25 protein-coding genes are annotated in these 18,385 nt (G+C 49.3%); 5 read left to right on the forward strand and 20 right to left on the reverse strand.

The window, feature by feature from the left end:
• Positions 1–74: 74 nt before the first annotated feature.
• From L1N82_RS14145 to L1N82_RS14175, 7 genes are all read right to left on the reverse strand, one after another.
• Positions 75–239, reverse strand: coding sequence for a hypothetical protein (locus L1N82_RS14145; protein ID WP_235288084.1), 165 nt, complete (start codon positions 237–239; stop codon positions 75–77).
• A 198-nt stretch (positions 240–437) separates the two neighbouring features.
• Positions 438–941, reverse strand: a complete 504-nt coding sequence (locus L1N82_RS14150) for a ferritin (protein WP_328284488.1) — start codon at positions 939–941, stop codon at positions 438–440.
• A gap of 120 nt (positions 942–1,061) precedes the next feature.
• Positions 1,062–1,346 (reverse strand): DUF1450 domain-containing protein, encoded by a 285-nt coding sequence (locus L1N82_RS14155; RefSeq protein WP_235288086.1) that lies wholly within the window; start codon positions 1,344–1,346, stop codon positions 1,062–1,064.
• Positions 1,347–1,550: 204 nt separating this feature from the next.
• Complete coding sequence (locus L1N82_RS14160) at positions 1,551–1,829, reverse strand: hypothetical protein (protein ID WP_235288087.1); 279 nt, start codon at positions 1,827–1,829, stop codon at positions 1,551–1,553.
• Positions 1,830–1,984: 155 nt separating this feature from the next.
• A complete protein-coding gene (locus tag L1N82_RS14165; RefSeq protein ID WP_235288088.1) occupies positions 1,985–3,427 on the reverse strand; it encodes a hypothetical protein in 1,443 nt (480 codons plus the stop codon).
• A gap of 15 nt (positions 3,428–3,442) precedes the next feature.
• Positions 3,443–4,270 carry a sugar phosphate isomerase/epimerase family protein gene (locus tag L1N82_RS14170; protein ID WP_235288089.1) on the reverse strand — a complete coding sequence of 276 codons (828 nt, stop codon included), beginning with the start codon at positions 4,268–4,270 and terminating at the stop codon, positions 3,443–3,445.
• 190 nt (positions 4,271–4,460) lie between these two features.
• A complete protein-coding gene (locus L1N82_RS14175) occupies positions 4,461–5,006 on the reverse strand; it encodes a GNAT family N-acetyltransferase (protein WP_235288090.1) in 546 nt (181 codons plus the stop codon).
• 153 nt (positions 5,007–5,159) lie between these two features.
• On the opposite strand from L1N82_RS14175, the gene L1N82_RS14180 reads away from it, so the two are divergent.
• Positions 5,160–5,291 (forward strand): DUF4023 domain-containing protein, encoded by a 132-nt coding sequence (locus L1N82_RS14180; RefSeq protein ID WP_235288091.1) that lies wholly within the window; start codon positions 5,160–5,162, stop codon positions 5,289–5,291.
• Positions 5,292–5,399: 108 nt separating this feature from the next.
• On the opposite strand, the gene L1N82_RS14185 is transcribed toward L1N82_RS14180, so the two are convergent.
• From L1N82_RS14185 to L1N82_RS14205, 5 genes are all read right to left on the reverse strand, one after another.
• Positions 5,400–6,128, reverse strand: coding sequence for a class I SAM-dependent methyltransferase (locus tag L1N82_RS14185; RefSeq protein ID WP_235288092.1), 729 nt, complete (start codon positions 6,126–6,128; stop codon positions 5,400–5,402).
• Positions 6,129–6,246: 118 nt separating this feature from the next.
• On the reverse strand, positions 6,247–7,314 hold the full coding sequence (locus L1N82_RS14190; RefSeq protein ID WP_235288093.1) for an oxidoreductase: 1,068 nt from the start codon (positions 7,312–7,314) through the stop codon (positions 6,247–6,249).
• Between the two features lie 103 nt (positions 7,315–7,417).
• Positions 7,418–7,927: a GNAT family N-acetyltransferase gene (locus L1N82_RS14195; RefSeq protein WP_235288094.1), complete on the reverse strand. Its 510-nt coding sequence runs from the start codon at positions 7,925–7,927 to the stop codon at positions 7,418–7,420.
• 115 nt (positions 7,928–8,042) lie between these two features.
• Positions 8,043–8,396 carry a ribosomal maturation YjgA family protein gene (locus L1N82_RS14200; RefSeq protein ID WP_235288227.1) on the reverse strand — a complete coding sequence of 118 codons (354 nt, stop codon included), beginning with the start codon at positions 8,394–8,396 and terminating at the stop codon, positions 8,043–8,045.
• A gap of 50 nt (positions 8,397–8,446) precedes the next feature.
• Positions 8,447–9,193, reverse strand: coding sequence for a metallophosphoesterase family protein (locus L1N82_RS14205; protein ID WP_235288095.1), 747 nt, complete (start codon positions 9,191–9,193; stop codon positions 8,447–8,449).
• 87 nt (positions 9,194–9,280) lie between these two features.
• Between L1N82_RS14205 and L1N82_RS14210 the strand changes: the two genes are divergently transcribed.
• On the forward strand, positions 9,281–9,592 hold the full coding sequence (locus L1N82_RS14210) for a YesK-like family protein (protein ID WP_235288096.1): 312 nt from the start codon (positions 9,281–9,283) through the stop codon (positions 9,590–9,592).
• 244 nt (positions 9,593–9,836) lie between these two features.
• Positions 9,837–9,983: a hypothetical protein gene (locus L1N82_RS14215; protein WP_235288097.1), complete on the forward strand. Its 147-nt coding sequence runs from the start codon at positions 9,837–9,839 to the stop codon at positions 9,981–9,983.
• Positions 9,984–10,132: 149 nt separating this feature from the next.
• On the opposite strand, the gene L1N82_RS14220 is transcribed toward L1N82_RS14215, so the two are convergent.
• A complete protein-coding gene (locus L1N82_RS14220) occupies positions 10,133–11,782 on the reverse strand; it encodes an esterase/lipase family protein (protein WP_235288098.1) in 1,650 nt (549 codons plus the stop codon).
• A 303-nt stretch (positions 11,783–12,085) separates the two neighbouring features.
• Between L1N82_RS14220 and L1N82_RS14225 the strand changes: the two genes are divergently transcribed.
• Positions 12,086–12,826 carry an MBL fold metallo-hydrolase gene (locus tag L1N82_RS14225; protein ID WP_235288099.1) on the forward strand — a complete coding sequence of 247 codons (741 nt, stop codon included), beginning with the start codon at positions 12,086–12,088 and terminating at the stop codon, positions 12,824–12,826.
• Positions 12,827–12,847: 21 nt separating this feature from the next.
• Here the strand turns inward: L1N82_RS14225 and L1N82_RS14230 are convergent, their stop codons facing one another.
• The 7 genes from L1N82_RS14230 to L1N82_RS14260 form a co-directional block, all read right to left on the reverse strand.
• On the reverse strand, positions 12,848–13,717 hold the full coding sequence (locus L1N82_RS14230; RefSeq protein WP_235288100.1) for a PhzF family phenazine biosynthesis protein: 870 nt from the start codon (positions 13,715–13,717) through the stop codon (positions 12,848–12,850).
• A gap of 15 nt (positions 13,718–13,732) precedes the next feature.
• Positions 13,733–14,251: a DinB family protein gene (locus L1N82_RS14235; RefSeq protein WP_235288101.1), complete on the reverse strand. Its 519-nt coding sequence runs from the start codon at positions 14,249–14,251 to the stop codon at positions 13,733–13,735.
• Between the two features lie 44 nt (positions 14,252–14,295).
• Positions 14,296–14,742: a VanZ family protein gene (locus tag L1N82_RS14240; RefSeq protein WP_235288102.1), complete on the reverse strand. Its 447-nt coding sequence runs from the start codon at positions 14,740–14,742 to the stop codon at positions 14,296–14,298.
• Positions 14,743–14,789: 47 nt separating this feature from the next.
• Positions 14,790–15,251 (reverse strand): GNAT family N-acetyltransferase, encoded by a 462-nt coding sequence (locus tag L1N82_RS14245; RefSeq protein ID WP_235288103.1) that lies wholly within the window; start codon positions 15,249–15,251, stop codon positions 14,790–14,792.
• A gap of 373 nt (positions 15,252–15,624) precedes the next feature.
• Complete coding sequence (locus tag L1N82_RS14250) at positions 15,625–16,098, reverse strand: hypothetical protein (RefSeq protein ID WP_235288104.1); 474 nt, start codon at positions 16,096–16,098, stop codon at positions 15,625–15,627.
• A gap of 24 nt (positions 16,099–16,122) precedes the next feature.
• The gene (locus tag L1N82_RS14255) at positions 16,123–16,569 is read right to left on the reverse strand and encodes a PH domain-containing protein (protein WP_235288105.1); all 447 of its coding nucleotides are present in this window, start codon (positions 16,567–16,569) and stop codon (positions 16,123–16,125) included.
• Between the two features lie 96 nt (positions 16,570–16,665).
• Positions 16,666–17,799, reverse strand: coding sequence for a PQQ-dependent sugar dehydrogenase (locus tag L1N82_RS14260; protein ID WP_235288106.1), 1,134 nt, complete (start codon positions 17,797–17,799; stop codon positions 16,666–16,668).
• A 244-nt stretch (positions 17,800–18,043) separates the two neighbouring features.
• Between L1N82_RS14260 and L1N82_RS14265 the strand changes: the two genes are divergently transcribed.
• Positions 18,044–18,334 carry a DUF3817 domain-containing protein gene (locus L1N82_RS14265; RefSeq protein WP_235288228.1) on the forward strand — a complete coding sequence of 97 codons (291 nt, stop codon included), beginning with the start codon at positions 18,044–18,046 and terminating at the stop codon, positions 18,332–18,334.
• Positions 18,335–18,385 lie beyond the last annotated feature (51 nt).

Below are 18,385 nucleotides of genomic sequence, written 5' to 3' on the forward strand. Positions count from 1 at the left end.
TAGACTTGCCGGAACAGCCCCTTCTGTCTTCACCATTCAAGCTAACCGCAGGCTGCATGCCGCAGCCTAAGTTGTCATTTTACAAGAACATCAAATACTTCCTTCTGCCGGACGGATGTGCCGCCTTCCCCTTTGAGGGCAGACGTGCTGCCTGTCCGGATTACCGGCTTGCTGACTTTACTGTTTTCCAGCCCCTGCCTTACCTTCTTCTGATTCACAATATCATATAAGATTCCCATCCAACTGCCTCCTGCTGCTTCTCGCGGAAATGTGATTTTTTATCCTATGCTGTCAGTTTCTGCTTTATGCCCCTTTTTCAGAACATGTCCACCGTTTACCACACCAGTGCAAGAATCTCCTGTCTTTATAACACACAAGCCCTTCTGCCTGCAGGCAGAAGGGCTTGTGCTGAGGGTATGTTAACGGCCGAAGCTGAATTAGTCAGCGGGAGGCGTGAACACGCGTTGTGCAAAATCATTGTCCATCATAAAGAAAGCATTGCTGTCTTTATCGATTCGTTTTAGCTTATTAATAATACTATCGAACATCGATTCTTCCTCTACCTGCTCATCAATAAACCATTTCAGGAATTGGATCGTCGCATGCTCACGATCATTCATCGCGAGGTCCGACAGATGGTATATGCGCTTGGTCACTATTTTCTCATGGTCATAGGCATGCTCGAAGGCTTCAAGTATCGACCCGTAATCATTGCGTATATCATCCATTCCCGTAATCTGGACGCGAATACCGCGGTCATTAAGATACTTATAAATCTTCATCGCATGAAATCGTTCCTCTTCAGCCTGCACAATAAAGAAGTTGGCAAACCCGTCGAGGCTTTCACCGGAGCAGTATCCCGCCATGGCCAGGTACACTTGCGCAGAGTAAAATTCAAAGTTCATCTGGTCGTTGAGCGCTTCGCTTAAAGTATCATTAATCATTCTGCAGCACACCTTTCTGTTCGTGAATGAATCACACGCCATGATTCTAGAATTAGCTTACCAGAACCTGGACCAGAAATACAATGCCCGCAGCTGATCAGGACCAGCTAGATCCAGCTATACCGGCAGCAGCTCCCGCTCTTTCGATTTGCTCTTGCTTTTCTTCGGCTTCTTGCCTTCTTGAATCAGCTTCTTCAATTCTGCGTACAGCTCGTCAGGTGTATGCGCACACAGCATATTCTGCTTGCCGATTTTGACGAAGCACTGCTTATGACACATCTTGCAGGATCCAAGGCAGCTCTTCTTCTTCTGCTTCAAATCCGGGAACTCATTCTTAAGCGTCTTATATACTGTCTTAGACCCGTGTCGTTCGTTACGGCAGCAGTACTTTATCGTCTTCAATCCAGACACCCCTTAAGCAGAACATCTAATCAAGCTGTTGACTATATAATAATGATATTCATTCTCAGTGTCAACCATGAATTTAGGTGCCATATCTGAGAACCTCAGCATTCCCGTATGCCACCCTTCACCGTAATGCCTCATCTTCTGACTACGATCAGAGGCGCATCCGGGTCGCGGATGCTTCTGATCGCATAACCTGTCCTAATACACCTGTACAAAATCATTCATCTCCGGATCAACCGGGAACGCGGCGTTCATCACATAGGTCTTCTCCTCATCAACCCACGGAAGCACAAATGGTTTTTCCAGCAGAATCTCGACGTAAAATATCCACCTTTCCGTGCAGTCATCCCATACAAAATGATAATCCGTGATCTGGGGGCCATAGTCCTCGTATTTTCTTACCGCCTCGATCTTCTTCTGTTCGAGCCACTCCTTCAAAATAGAAGACATAAAATCTACCTTCTTTGTCTCTGTCATTTTTCAAACAGATACAATACGTATCAGTTTCTTTAATTGTAAAATGTTTGAAAAAAAATGTAAAGGAGACCTTTGTACTAAGTAAATAATTTCATCTACGAACTATAGTAACATAACCCTTTAGCTCTCTACCGGGGTGTGATGAGGAAGATTTCCTAGGTTCGTGAATTTCTCCTGCGTAAGTAGTCGGACAGCCATTGTTTGGTTACGACTACAGCAAGCACAATTCCAATTACTAGCCCCGACATTGTTACGAATAATGCAATATACTCGAAGAGCGAATATTTCATCATTGCCGCCCAGTTGATTGAACCATCGAGATCTTCGATGACCTGATTCATACCATAAATACCGCCAATAACCGTATAGAGAGTAAGCAGCATTAGAAGGTAATTCTGGGTCTTCGCATTGGTACGGTCCTGATAATCATACAGTTCTCCAAGCGTTTCCTTCACTTCAATATATAGCTCATGGATGCCAAAGTTAGCCCGGATCATTTTGAACAGTTCCTTGCCCTTAAGCTGGGATGCGACCTCCAGAAAATAGTACTTGGCCGACAGCGTCGTTATCGCGCGAATTAATTTCTCCACCATCTGTTTATCAATTTCGAGACGGATCGTAGAGTAGTTGTTTGACAGCTTTAACAGCACGATTTTGTGAAAGAGGCTGAGCAGCAGCCCGTAATAAAGCTCCCCGTACATCCCCCCTGCAAGCTCGCGCTTCCGCTTCCCCTCAGTGGTTGTCATACAGCAGAAGGTATGCTCATTAGCTCCGTACACCGTTCCCGGACTCCATCTGTCATAAACATGCTGATCACAGTAGCGTTTGATAAAGTCTGGGTTGGAGGACCCGATGACAGATTCACCGCTCTCATCCATGCCATCCAAGTGAAGGGCTCTGTATATATCCACCGTATCAATAGCATATCCTTCAGCAAACCTGCAAAACATAACCACAAACATGCGCTCGTCAACAAAATAAGGGAGTGTTTCATAATATGCTTCATCCAAATCCGTGGTCTCCAGATAAGGCATTACTCCCGGCGCAACCTTCTTGAATATAAATTCTTCCATTTGTCCGTAACGATGCTCCCCTTGCCTGACTGAGGTATGCTTATCCCGCGAATTAATATCTTCCAAGTCCCTGAAACGGTCTGCAAACTCCAAAACCAGGCTGTAAGGTAATTTCTCTTCGATAGAAACGCGCGTCGTAACAAACCCGAGGTCGAATGGACAGATGACGACATCAACCGATTGAACACAGAACGGAATGCTCCTCTCGCCCAGTGACAGCTGGTAATCCTCTTCAATAGCCCGGGACAAGCGTTGAAAGACACTATTGCTGTGATAATCCGGAAATAATATACTGCCGGTAAAAGGAAGATAATACCGTTCCAGCTGCTGATGGGATACGCGGTAGTCTGCGCCATAGTAGGCATCCTCCAATGAACGGTCTCCCAGAGTAAAGGGCTGATAACCGCGCTCCAGCAGTCCCGCCCTCAGTTCATCCCTCAAACCGTCTTTAATTGAAAAGGGGAAAATAAACTGCAGGAGCGCGGTATCCACAAATGCATCCTTCTTCGTCAAACGAACGCCCATACTATATACACCTTCTTATACTCGGTTTACGAAGACCGTTTCCGCTTCTTCCTTCAGCTGCAGAATCGAGCTCCACTCATCGCCTTCTCCCAGATAAGTAAAGGACATAGCGCCTCTAAAGCCCGCCTCTGCACATAAATCAAGACAAGCCCGAAAATCATCCCAGTCAATCTCCCCTCTGCTGTCCAGTTCGGCTTTGGCGTGAACTGTATAAGCAAAAGGCAGCAGCACAGCAAGCTGTCTGTACTTGTCTGTCTTGAAGTTGCCAAAGTCTACTGTCAATCCCACATTACCTTCACAAGCGTCGAGAAGCTTGCGGCAGTTATCAGAGGTCGAGAGAAGCCTGCCTAAATTTTCCGTCAATACTCTCACCCGCCGACTGTCCGCGTAATCAGCCAGCTCCAGCATACCTTCCACCGAACGCTGGAGCGCCTCTTCATCCTCCGGCTCAGCCTCCCCGCCCGGTATACGCACGCTGATAAATCCAGCCTTACCCGCGATATCTATCCAGCGTTTATACCATTCGATATCCCGCTGCCTTCTTTCCTCGTCCTCCGAGGACAAATCGCCGTAATCAAGCAGCAGTGACGTAAGCTGCACACCGGTATACCGGGATTTCTCCCACAGCTGATTAACATTCTCCTCAGATGTCAGTTGAATGTTGCCATAGGGAATTTCTACCCCATAAAAACCGTTGTTACCCAGCATATTCAGCAGTTGGGGAATGGTCATTTCCTGCTGATTTGGCTCCACAACAAGACGGTGCTCATTCCAGTTCTCATCCCATTCCATCATTCGCATTGGGCCAAGCTTTTTCTCAAAGCTCCAGGCGTTAACCGACATTAAAGGCATTCCGATCACCTCACCCTTCCGTATTATTGGGTTCGTTCTGTATCCTTACTTACCCCAATCTGCCCGTTTCGACCACAGGACTTTTCTGGTAAACAGGCAAAAAGACGCCGATATCCCCTGTAGGGAATCGCCGTCTAAGAGTTAAGTAATGAAAGGAAAGGAAGGCGGACACCGTCTGCTGTTACAGTCTGCCGTTATTATCGAACGACTGGACAGGGCCGTCCCACCGCTCGTCCTGAAGCACAACCTCCCGGTAGCCGCCATTCGTATATTCATGAATAACATTACGCCAGAACTGCTGCGCGTTCGTGTTCTCTCTCTCTTGTTTAACTTCCCATTGGCCGGGATAAGAATCGAATATTTCCTTCACAATGACCTTCCCGATCGACTTTCGCCGCCATTTGCGAAGAATAAATATATCCGCCAGGTTGCGGGTTGTCGGTGTCCGGGGAATCGTCAGGCTGAAGTTATTGAGGAATGCAAAGCCGACTAATGAATCATTAATCTGAATCAGAATCGGAAGCCGCCCCTCCTCCTCACGTCCTTGAGTTGTCCAATAATGGTCAAAATATGGATAGTCAAAGACGCCATGCTTATCCGGGTCCTTCCCGTTATACTCGCTTGTGTCGTACAAATAAAACTGCATCAGATTGCGCATGACCGGCTTGTGCTCGACGGCCGCCATCATCAGCTTGATATGATAGCCGTTATGATGAATAAAATTCAAGAGACGCTCACTCCCGTCTTGAAAGCTGTTCTAGTTTAATTATAGCGTTGATTGGTCATATTGGTAAGCGTTTAACTATTAAGTTATGTATACGCTGCAGGACCAAGGACAACCTATGAACGATTGTAAATTACAAGGGGAGGCATGACTCACATGGAGAATACCCGGGATTTTGTTAATAAAGTGAAAGATACACAAGCGAAGGATCAAAAGAACCGGCAGACGCAAGGCAAAGGCACACCTTCCGCAAAGCTGCCTAATAAGCAGCATACCAATAACCCGTAACAGAAAAAACCAGGGCATCCTTGGATCGGCAGTGCCCTGGTATCCCTATACCTTATCGTCCTGCTTTTATTGTGACACATTTTGCACAGTTTGTCACCTGATTTTGTTTCACGGCTTCTGCACCACATAAGTAATGCTCGTTGCTTTCAGGATGACCGGTGTGTTACCCCTGTTAATTTCAAGCTCCTGCGGCTCTGCCTGTACGTGATGCTCATTCCACCCCGCATAACACTTCTTGAGCTTGGACAATGCTGTACCCTGGTCCATCGTCACTTCGAAGAAGGTCTCTCGTTTCGCGCCGGTTTGCGCATCATATTCTGAAATTGACGTATGCATTACAATACAATTGATGCCGCCCGGTGCGGTGCCCTCCCTCATCCTTAACAGAACACGGTCAAGAAGCTCTTCAGAACGGACATGCTCCAAGCTTGAAGCAGCTACAATATAATTGTAATGGCCGGCCGGAATCTGATAATCACTGATATCAGCCTGCTCCGCCTTAATATATTCCGCCACTTGATAGGCTTCACTATACTCGAAAAGTTGATCAACCGCCATCTTAAGCAGGTCTACACATATTACCTGACCGCCTGTTGATTCCTTGAGCATGGCTGCAAGCGGTATACTGTTGCGCCCTACCCCGCTGCCGAGGTCCAAGACGTTCAACGGCCCGGTACCGGATGCTTCCGCAGCCTTAATCAGCTCTCCTGCATACAGCAGCACAATCTCCGTGGGCTCCTCCATCCAGGTCCCCTTCTGGTATAAGCGGTTTTCCTCAAAGCAGTGCTCATGGTAAAGCCTTTCCTGTTCGCGCACACGCGCTATTCTGGATAACATAACGATCCCCCCGGTATGCAGTATCTTCCTTTGCGATACCATCTTCTTAACCAGGGGGATCCATGATCTAACCATCTATAGGAAGCATGCCCTTGTACCGTATGCTGCAGGGCACACTTCAACCCATCAGGTTTATTGTTCGCCCTTCCCTGCTGCTCTGGAAGGCTTGCTCAATTAACTGGATCGTTGCGGCTGCCTCCTCCGGCTTCACTTCCAACTCTTCTCCATAAGCCAAGTGTTCATAAATATTCCGGTAATAGGAAGCGTAGCTGCCTGCAGCTGTTTCTACGCGGCCGACCACATGAAGGCCGCCCACAGTCGTATTCAGCATTCCCCAGTTGGCTTCGGGCCCCATTCCCCATCCGGCCGATCTTGGCGAAAGTCCCGCGCGCAGTGCATCTTCTTGCGGATCAATGCCATACTTGATGAAGGACCCTTCTGTACCATGCAAGGCGTAACGCGGTCCCGGCTCCCGTACAAGCACAGAGGATGTTAAACGGACATTCAAGCCATCCGGATAACCAAGCGAAACATCAAAGAAGTCATCTGCAACTCCGCCATCACGCTGGACACGGATATCTCCCCGAACCGTCTCTGGATGGCCGAACAGCTTGAGCGCCTGATCCAGGAAGTGTACACCGAGATCATAAAATATACCGCTGCCAGCTGCATCCGTCTCCCGCCATTTCGCTTTGTTGACTACAGGACGATAGCGGTCCCAACGGAATTCACATGCTGTAATCCGGCCAAGCAACTGCTGTCTGACAATCTGCTGAACAGTAAGGAAGTCTCCATCCCACCTGCGATTGTGGAAGACACTGAGCATCAGCTGCTTCTCGCGGGCAAGCGTGATGAGCTCTGCCGCTTCCTCCGCTGTCGTTGTGAATGGCTTCTCCACAACTACGTGCTTACCGGCCTTAAGCGCTTCTTTGGCGAACTCGTAATGATTCGTGCTCGGCGTTGTAATAACAACCAGATCAATCTCCGGGTCGCAATACAGCTCGCTTGGCTGCCGGACAACCTGAACCCACGGGTAACGCTCCTTCGAGGCTCCACGGCCGCTTCGTTCGACTACTTTGACCAGCTTCAATCCATCGACCGTCGTCAGCACCGGCGCATGAAAGGTAGCGCCCGCCAAACCGTAACCAATCAATCCAACACGGATCTCCTTGTTTCCGTTGTCCATCGGATCTTCCTCCCATTCGATATGTACCTCAATCGCTTCATGCCGCTCTAAGACCTATTCTCTCTTAACCCGAAACAGTTCAACTGACTACGCGCACAGGCATCTATTCCACACGCCGGCCGATAATAACCAGGTCCCGTTCTACGCCATCAAGAACTGCAACTCTCGGCAGGAGCCCCCACTGCTCAAAGCCGAACTTACGAAGCAGTCTTAAACTCGGCTCATTATGGCCGAATACAAAGCCGACCAGGTTGTTAAGCTTAAGCCGCGGACATGCTTCGATAGCGTGCTGCAGCAAAATCGCGCCGACTCCTCTGGAGCGGTAAGCGGCGGTTATGTAGATGCTGATTTCAGCTGTACCATTGTAAGCAGGACGACCATAGAAGGATTGAAAGCTCAACCAGGCAACAATGCTGCCGCCCGATCTCATTACCCATAATGGCCGATGCTCAGGTGAGTGCTCATCAAACCACTTCAACCGGTCTTCCACCGTTATCGGCTCCAGATCAGCTGTTACCTGCCGTGAGGGTATCGTTTCATTGTAGATAGCTACGATGCTTTCCAGATCCTCAAGCTTTGCATCTTCAATTATAAAATCGTTGTTCTTAAGCATGATGATTCACTCCAATGCTCCTAATAGAAGTAGTCTGAATGTACTGCCAGCCTATTATAGCACGGAGCCTGCCTGGTGAGGTACGGGCCTCATAGTGAAGATTCAGGTCCCGATATTAGACCCGGCCGACTCTTTTAACAGTCAAATCAGCAGCTGTCGCGATAACCGTCCCCACCGTGTACCGCAGCAGATCAGTATAGAGAAATCCCCGCCCCAGAACCAGCGCTCCTAGCGTGGTACTGCGAATAGCACTAATCCAGTCAGCCTGATACAGCTGGCTTAATTCCACGATCAGACAGACGAACAAGCCAATTCCTGCCGACTGCATGGGGCGGAGATCAGGCTTAATGACCCGTATACCCGCATAAATCATGGCGGCCCATATGGCGTCGCCAGCATGAACCGCCAGGAACTCCGGCAGCCCGAACGGCAGCGCTCTGACACAAAGCCCAAGTGCCATCGTCAGCATGACAGCCAACAAATACCAGAGCCTTTGGCGAGTACCCGCACTCCTTATGCTTAACACGGCTCAACCAGACCCGTTCTCAAGGCATATGCATAGTCATTGCGGCCATTCCTCTCGGCCAGCCGCGCAGCCCGTTCCCAATCATAGACAAGTGATACATGCTCCACACGCCAGGAGGCATCCTCCATCTTCTTCAGAATTGCATACCTGGCGTGCGGAGCCATAGATTCCATAGCATGCGGCAGAGGTAATTGATCATAGTACGCTGGCAGTCCGACGCTACCCGGGTTAATGACGAATTTCCCATCCGGCAAATAGATTGTTCGCCCGATATGGCTGTGCCCGCATATTATGTGTGTCTGCTGGACCCCTGCCAATTCTTGCGCCAGCCGGGAAGGGTGCTTGACCGCCGCACCTTGATCCGTGACCTCCTCAACCAGGTATATATCATTAGAATCGGGGGTACCATGGCAAAACAAGATGTTCTCATACTCCCAGGTAGACACATACGTTTGGATCCATCTTAGCATGGAAGGGCTCATAAGCGGCTTCACATACTGAAACGTTAATGACTCGGAATGAGCCTTGAGCAGAAGCTCATCACAGTTACCCATAATATGTATGATTCCGTTCCGCTGCATGAGCCGATCGGCAGTACCGAGTGGATCAATTGGTCCAAACAAGGTGTCGCCCAGATTAACAATTTGCGTAATATGTCTGGACTCTATATCGTTAAGCACCGCGTCAAGTGCTGGTGAGTTACTATGTATGTCAGCCATAACGGCGATAGCTTGGCTCATGCCATCATCTCCTTCGATGCGTCTCTTTCTCCTTACGTATTTACCATGTGGATCATCACTAGGTAAATAGTGTATGGTAAACTGTCCATGATTAATTTTCTGGGGGTGTTTCCAGTGGCCGAAATGGCGCTCCTCTTCACAGGCACTTTGATCCTGCAGCTTATTCTCGCGTACACGTTTAAACGCCTTGTCCCGAACACGAGACCTGCTGTTTATGCCCCATTTCTTCTGACCTTGCTTCTGAGTATATCTGTACTAATCTACAGCTTTGCGGTCGGCGGATTTAAGGGGATGGGCCTAGGCGTCGCAGCATTAGTAGTTGGTACCTCGAGTATTCTTGCCGGACTGATCACAATCGCAGCCGAAATGGTATACAGCCGTAGCGAGAAGGAACGTTAAATATTACCGGGGGTATTTCCCGGGCAAGCGCAGTATTCGGCATAAACTGCTATCAGACTACGACGCTTCATCCCATCTTTCTATACCGCAGCCTATACGTTCCCTATTCAATTCGCGAACCGAATTGGATTTTCCTGTTTAGATGAGGATTTCATTAGAGCTTGTATGATAAAGCGTTAGCTTAGCAAATACGGGGTATTCAATAATCAGAACGACAAACAAGAATAGACAGGAGGAATTAACCATGAGAACAAAACATATGATGCTTAGCGCACTGGGTGCAGGAGCCGCTTACCTGCTCCGAAACAAGCAGGCCCGCCAGAAACTGATGAGTCAATTCCAAAACTTCACAAACGGAAGCAAATCTAAGCAGGACACTCAGACTCCATAAGAATAGCCAAGCAGAAATACAGCAAACAGCTGTCCTTCCCGCAACCGGAAGGGCAGCTGTTTGCTGTGTGCAGAATACGTAGGCCATGTAGAGTAAAACCCGGACTGCTCCAGCATTCGAGCAGACCGGGTTGTGGAGCACTCTTAATCTCAAGAGCTGTATGCGTTGCCGTTCGCATCCACGTAGACAGATTTAATGAGCGTCCGGCGGATCGGATATCCTTCCGTGGTTTCCCCTTCGACATCCACAGTTACGTTATATACGCCTTCTCCTTCTGTCACCGGGAGTACAATCGCTTCTGAAGCCTGGATCTGGCTTTGCTGCACCTTCTTACCCTTCTTGCCATACGATTGTTTAATGGAGGCGGCGGATTGCTTTGTTCCGTTATTGTAATATTCAACTTGCACCTTCAGTTTGGTCTTATCGGCTTTCAGACCCTTCGTATCCACCTTGAGCTGTTTGCCATTCAGTTCTTTTTTCAGCTTGGCATGCTGATCGTTCGCCTTCTCAAAAGCAGCCATGAACAAATAAGCGCCAGGCTGGCTGCTGTCCGCCTTCACAGTCCATTCCCCTGCCTCAGGCGACGGTAGCGATACCGTGTGGTGATAGGCTCCATTCAGCAAGCCGTCATCCGCTATCACTTGCGCTTGTACAGGGAGCTCCTCCCCGTCTGGTGTTACAACATGAAGCTGATCGACCGGATAGTTAGAAATCCAGTTCAGATTGACAGAAGCAACGCCATTTTCTACAACCAGTTTTTCAGAGGCTGTACCGTTATGCTCGCCGCCGCGGATATAATAACGGTTGTCTGCCTCTGATTGTGCTGTTTGACCCGCATGTACTGCTGCCGCCTGCACTTCTACTGGCTCCGCGCTCCGATCGGCGCTCGTATTCTCAACCTGTCCCATATCCTCAGCAGACATCCTGCTAATTCCTGTGGACACCGAAGGAGCTGTCAGATAAGGCTTAATCAGGTTAAAGACATGGGAGCCTGTCCGCACCGTGGAATGGTTCCAACGCCCGATGGAAACCATCGTCCCCTTCGGAAGATAGGCGTTGTTTACCGTCACCACACCATCGTTTGCGCCAAACGTGGACAGATACATACCGCCGATCACATGGGAGGTACTGCCCGAACCCCAATTATCACCAGCAAACGTATAATATTTATTCTTCGAGACATTGGCAAGGCCGTCTGTCTGTGAGCGGAAGTATTTCATATAAGAGGTTTGCATGGATTCCGTGCCGGGGCTCTTAGAACCAATCAACGCCGCAAGCCAGCTGGCCCAGCTGCTGTAGGCAAGATCCGCAAGCTGCGAGCCATGATGCGGTGTTCCGAGTGTAATCACATTGGTGACATACGCATGAGCGTTATAGTGGACTAAAGCAGTTTGGGTGTCAACGCCGCCCTTACTATGTGCTACGATGACAAGCTTCTTGCCAAAATGATTGCTGATTTCCTTGATCTTGTCCGCCAGCAGCCGGCCGTTATCCCACATATTCTGAGAGGTGCCGGTAATATCATGCAGATTAATAAAGGCCGTCTCATACCCATTGTCAAACGCATACTGATACATATCATTGCCTTCATACCAGACCTTTGCACTGCTGTTTAAGCCATGAACGAATAAGATTGCAGGCTTTGCGGGGTCGACGACGGGCGGCCTGTCCCCTTGTGTCCAAGAGCCCGGCGTCCCACCGGGATTCGGGTTAGTCACCACACCGGCGTTAGCAGGGACTAGCGATGTACCGGCCAAAACGACCATAGACAATAAGAGCACAGCGAACTTTCTAAGCATTATTCTCCTCCTTATGATAGATTCATAGCGATCATATAGAGGAAATGTTTGCTGAAGTTCAACATTATACAAAGATCTCGTAACACAGGCATTCCAATAATATGAAAACGTTACAATCATTAGATTATAATGATCAAAATTTAAGTTGACAAATAACTGTTTTTATGGTATAATAATTATTTTATTATTTACAACTAACCTTTCCTTCTGGTAAAATCACTTTTGCTAAGAAAGCTATTTTATTGGAGGGATAAAATGAACAACAGGAGTGGAATTAAAGCTCTTCCGTTATCCGCCCCGATAATGGGTAAGGCAGAAACCGTGTACCCCGTCATAGTCTGGGATGAACATGATGCTGTATTAATCGACACCGGTTATCCAGGACAACTCTCTTTGTTAAAGGAAGCAGCCGCGCAGGCCGGCTTGGCCTTATCCCGGATAAAGCATGTCTTGATAACCCACCAGGACCTGGATCATATTGGGGGCCTCCCGGATCTTCTGGCCTCAGGACACGAAAAACTCACTGTATATGCTCATAAACTGGAAGCGCCTTATATACAAGGAGAGAAGAGACTGTTGAAGCTGTCACCTGAAGCGGTAGAGCACGCTGTTCGCTCCCTGCCGGAGAGCGTGCCTGCCGAATGGAGGGAGGCTTTTCGGAGAACGTTAAATAACCCGCCGAAGGCACCGGTTGATGTGCAGCTTCAAGGCGGGGAACGTTTGCCGTTATGCGGCGGACTCATCATTATACCTACACCGGGTCATACACCCGGCCATATCAGCATTTTTCATGAGGCTACGGGCACGCTGATAGCCGGTGACGCGGCCTCTGTGCAGAACGGGCTGCTGCAGCTGCCGGAACCCGGACTATGCTCTGACCCGGCTAAAGCTCTGCAATCATTGTTGCATCTTACGCATTATCCAATTCACTCTATTATCTGTTATCACGGCGGCCCCTGTACCGACCCTGCTGGCGGCATCCAGCTTTTTGAACAGGCTGCCAGTGCCGGCGAATTAATACGCCAGATTCCCGATCAGAGATGATTACCTGCATGCCGGCGGGCCTTAGAGCAGCCATTCACCCGATGCCACTGGCACCACTTTTCCGCCGACCCGGATCGTGAACCGACCTTCCGACTTACCCGCCTGGACAGCAAGACGAGAAGGTCTGCCCATCTCTACACCCTGCTGAACGGAGTAGTTGATCAATTCTGAATTACCAAAATATTGATGTTCAACTAGATAACCCGCAAGATTGCCGTTTGCACTGCCGGTAGCCGGGTCTTCCAGGAAGCCCGGCTCATTAATGAAGCATCTGACCCGAAAGGTGTCTTCAGAGCCCGGCCCGGTTCTGGCAAAAGCTACTATATTAGCCTGCACCTGCTGTTCCAAGAATAGCTTGAACTGATGATGATCGACAAGACAACGGCTGACCGCTTCAAGCGATACCAACGGCAGGATAACAGAAGGGAGACCAGTCGATACAAGCTGGACCGGCAGATCACTGACAAGGTCTTCTTCCTTTAGCTGCAGGACAGATGCCGCCTGCTTCCGGTCGGATAGTATTGTACCCAGCATTGGCTGATTCTGCTCCATCCACCACTGCTCCTGAATCCGTTCGACCCGAATGGGGCCGACCTGCAAATGAAGGATAAGGCTGCTGCTCCCTGGCTCAAGAAGTCTCTCAATGACTGCAGCGGTTCCGAGTGTGGGATGACCGGCAAAGGGCAGCTCGGCAGCAGGACTGAATATTCGGACTTCATACCCTCCGTCAGCACGTTTTTCAGGCATGATGAAAGTAGTCTCCGAGTAATTGACCTCTCTCGCAATCTGCTGCATCAGTCTCTCCGTCAGCGGCTCCTCGGGTGTAAAGACCGCAAGCTGATTCCCTTCATAGCGATTCTCCGCAAATACATCCACAATATAAAACTTCATACTCAATCCCCTCTGTTACATGACTGCCAAGCCGTCCGGTTCACTGTCCCGGTTAAACAAACTCCTGTCAGCTGCCAGCACATTTCGAATTTGATTCATATGATGGCGGTCATGTGCAATAAAGTCCTGCAAATACTGCTCAACCTTAAACATCTGCTTGTCTCCGTCCAGGTAGGTGCGGGAATACGCTTCCTCAGAGAGTGATTGAATAAGGTCAATAATACGCTCACGATAGCGAATCGATTGGTCAGTCAAGTGCTGGATACTGGACTGGAGTCCATAACGAGACGCATCCGCATTAAATCGGTCGTAGTCCAGATGCCTTACCGTCAGGGGTTCATCCCGGTATATACGCTCAATCGCCTCTTCGCAAAATGTTTTGTCCCACAGCATGATATGGCTCACAACCTCCTTGACCGACCACTTCCCAGGGCCGACAGGCCGGCTCCAGGCCTCCATGTTCCGCTGCTCCAGCTCCTTCACATATTCAATCCATTCCCGGAAATCGGCCAATAATTGTCCTCTTCCTGTCATATGTGACACCACCTTATCGTATTATTGCGGCCAGGCAGCAGCTGTTATCGAATCATACGTCTTATAGAGGCATATGCAGCCCAGCCTATACAAGCCCCCAGTGAGTTGAGTATGACATCGTCGATGTCAAAGCTCCCTCTCCTGCTGAGCATCTGTATCCATTCCACCAGTGTTATCCATAGCATAAAGCCTGTTAAGAACCACCGGAAGCTCAGCCGTCTAACGATGACAGGCATCAGGATGCCATAGGGCAGGAACACACCGATATTTCCAATGAGGTTGGTGGCCCATGTTTTCACATTATATTGCTGAATATTCAGAAATTGTTGAATAGTAGAGAAGGGCGTTAAATTGTACGAGTATCCCTCTATACCTGTTCCTGCGGAACGCCCGAAGGCAAAGAACATCCAATAGACCAGAAGGCAGGTGTAGACAAGAAGAATTCCAAGTGCTGTTATACTTGTAATCCGGCTCTTCCTATCCGGCCGCATCCTTACCGCCCGCCTGTACGTTTTGCTCAACGATTTTGTCATCACCGCTACAGCATCAGGCTGTATGTATAAAAGGCCTCATCCCGCTTATAGCCGCTGCGTTCATACACCGCCTGGGCCCGCTTGTTATCGATCGCGGTTGAAAGCTGAAGCCCTTTTGCGCCAGTGGATGACGCAAGCCTCCTGGCCTCATCCATAAGGAGCTGAACAGCACCCCTGCCCCGGTACTCTTCACGTACATACAAGTCATTCAGCGTCCAGACCGGCTTCATGGAAACCGAGGAAAAAGTCGGATACAGCTGCGTGAAGCCTGCTGTACGCCCGGAAGTCTCATCCCATACAAGGTAAAATACGGATTCATTACGGGATAAACGCTCCGTTAAAAAGACTTTGGCTCCCTCCAAGTCGGGCTCCTGCCCATAAAAAATCCGGTAAGCGTTAAACAATTCAGCCGCCTGGTCAATGTCCTGCCCGTCTGCTTTCCTTACCGTATAACGAATCACTGTCATCCGCCTATCACTCCTGCGCATTAGCTGCAATTATGGAAATATGTGTTCCTTTACTTATTGTTAATGTACCAGATTTTGAGGTTGTTGGATATAGAATTTTACCAATTCTTCAGCAAAATGATGTGAAGCCACCCCCTCCTAACACACTATATCTTGTACTGATATTTGTATAACCAGACTACATGTAGAGAGGTATGCCATTAAAGCTGTAGGATAGAACCTGTCGTATGAGTTGCGCTATACCTTGGCATTTCAACAGGCTGCTAGGGGATATCCTTCTGCCGCAAAGCGTAACTAATCATCCGCTGTATGACTGACTGCTGATAATAAATAAGGGACGGCCCATGGAACATAGTGTTCCTGGCCAGTCCCCCTATTGTATCGTCCGCGCAGATTTCGCACCCGCAAATCGCTGAACGATGCCGTACCCCATACCGAACAAGATCCCCGAGCTGCCGAATAGTATATAGAACCTGATAGCAATCGGAGCCACGAGAAGTTCAGGAAATGGAATTAACAGCATGATATATGTAAGCATAGTCGGGACCACAAAATACAGCCCGCAAACCAGGATACTCACAAACACCGCCTTCTTATTCCGCCCAAACCGCCTCTTGATTACCGTGCACAGCAGCCAGAAAAAAGGCGCCCCCATTGTGACATAGGCCGTGAATGTCCAGAACAGGAAGGAAAGTGTGAACGGTGGTACTTCTCCCGACCATGCCTTGCTTGCAGCAGCATATGCAGCGCACCCGCCGATGTAAGAGAGCAGGGCAACCACTACGGTCAATAAGCGTCTGAGCAGAGCGATCCTCCGGGCCGTTTCGCTTACTGATTGTTTATCCAACGCAAGTCCCCCATTGCAAATAAATTATACTAACGGCCCAATGATAAGAGAAGGACAGCGCTTGATCAGCTCCTCAAGGAAACGCTGCTTGTCACGAGGTGAAAGCTTCACACTGGAAAACACCCCTGAGCAGTAATGGATTTCCAGCGCATCAGAGGCTAAGAGCGGCCGGTAACCAGCTTCAATCTCCTTCGCTTTGGATATCTTGGTAATGTTCTCATATGGAATACGGCTGCGGAAGGGTCCTGCTGTAATAAGCAGCGCATCATCTTCCATTTTATAGGATATATCGAAAAATAACCAGATAATAAGCCAGCTGATTGCAAAACCCAGCAGTAAGAACCATAAATTCTCTATGAGCGATGACCCCCTGCTCATCCATAGCGGCAGCACCAGCACAAGATCGATAATAGCCACACCTAACAAACCGCCGACTATGTAGCGGACATCACGCTTCACCTGAAAACGCATCCTCAGCTCTCTCCTTCCCTGTTAGCCTTGATCATAACTGCGTGAGCAGAAAGCTCTTGTCCTACTGGGGAGAAGGATAATGGGGGATCTATCGCATTACTCCAGCTTCAACCGCAAAAGCCGGTCATCCTCTGGACCAGGGCTTCCCCGTCCATCCGTGTTGTTCGTCACTACATACAACTGTCCGTTATGGATGCTTACATCCCGGATCCTCCCCACCTTATCCAGCACAATCCCTTCAAAATCTCCTTCAGGCGAGAAGCGGACCAGCTGCTCGCTCATCAGACCAGCCGCAAAAATATCACCACTCTTGCTGACCGCTATACCCGACGGAGCAAGCGTATCCTCGCCGGAATGATACAGCGGCAGTTCCATGCCTTCGCTTGCTTCATCTCCGATTATCTCAGGCCAGCCATAATTCAAGCCTGGCCGTATCACATTCAGCTCATCATGCCCGCCGGGATTCGAGGAGGGTCCATGCTCCATACTGAACATCACCCCATCTTCGGACCAAGCGATTCCCTGCGGGTTGCGGTGACCGTATGAATAGACAAGAGAGCCTGCAAACGGATTATCCCCCGGAACACTTCCATCCCTTTTCATACGCAGTATCTTGCCTGCCAGACTATTCAGCTGCTGGGCGAGCCCTTCCTGCTGGGCATCGCCAGTTGTTGCATATAGATGGTCATCCGGACCAACCTTCAGTCTCCCGCCATCATGAAACATGGCCCCCGGAATACCTTCAAGTACCGCGTCTACTTCGTCCCACTGCCCGTCCACCCGTTCCAGGACAACAATCCGGTTCATCAGTTCCCCTTCAGACTCGTATGTGTGGTAAGCATAAGCTCTTGCCGTTTCACTGAAATCAGGGAACAGCTCAAGACCAAGAAGCCCGCCTTCGCCCCTTTGAACGACTGGCCGTTTCAGATTGACCGCTTCTCTGGTCAGCTTCTGGCCCTGGACCCTCGCAATTGTCCCCTCGCGCTCACTAATATAGAAAACATCCTCATGCGGCGCAATGGACCAAGGGCTCTCTAGGTCAGTCGCAATGACTTCATATTTCTCCGTCTCACCGTTTGTTTCATTCCTGCTAGCCTGCCGCTCTGTTGCTTCGACTGGCTCCCTGCTGCTCTTCCGCTCACCAAGGCCTGGGTTATTCTCCGTACTGCAGCCAATTATCGTTAGGGCAGCTGCCAGCATTATCGCAGCTGTCCGTATATGGACCGTCACAGCGATCACCCTTCCAATTTCTCTGTTCCTAACAGCCTAAGTGCAACACTTATTCATTATTAAACGCCTTTAAGCATGATCACACAAGAAACCTGACAGCTTGCCCGAAATGCATAATAATTGATTAACAATTGTATATTTACTGAACAATTCGCGAATGATTTCCCGGCGGCGGATATGTCGGTTATAATGTATTGTAACTGTTGTGCTAATTATCACACCCCAAACGATGGAGGTTGTATCCATGCTCGGTAATGTAATCAGTCGTGTTCGCTACATTGGCATTGCGGAAGGCATCTCGTTCATTCTGCTGCTCTTCATCGCTATGCCTCTTAAGTACTGGGCGGACATGCCGCAAGCTGTCGCCGTTGTAGGCGGATTGCACGGTCTGTTGTTTGTCTTGTATCTTCTGGCAATTGCCCACGTCACGCTCGTTAAGAGATGGACGGTCACAAGAGTTGCCGCCGCCGTCGCTTCCGCTTTTGTACCGTTCGGTCCATTCCTGCTGGACCGCAAGCTGAAGCATGAGGCCTAAGCCTGATTAAGCGGGCAAAAGGGGCAGTTCCAAAGTCATCCTGGATGACCA

Origin of the sequence: Paenibacillus tarimensis, from assembly GCF_021532315.1 — a bacterium.
GTDB classification, from domain to species: Bacteria; Bacillota; Bacilli; order Paenibacillales; family Paenibacillaceae; genus Paenibacillus_I; species Paenibacillus_I tarimensis.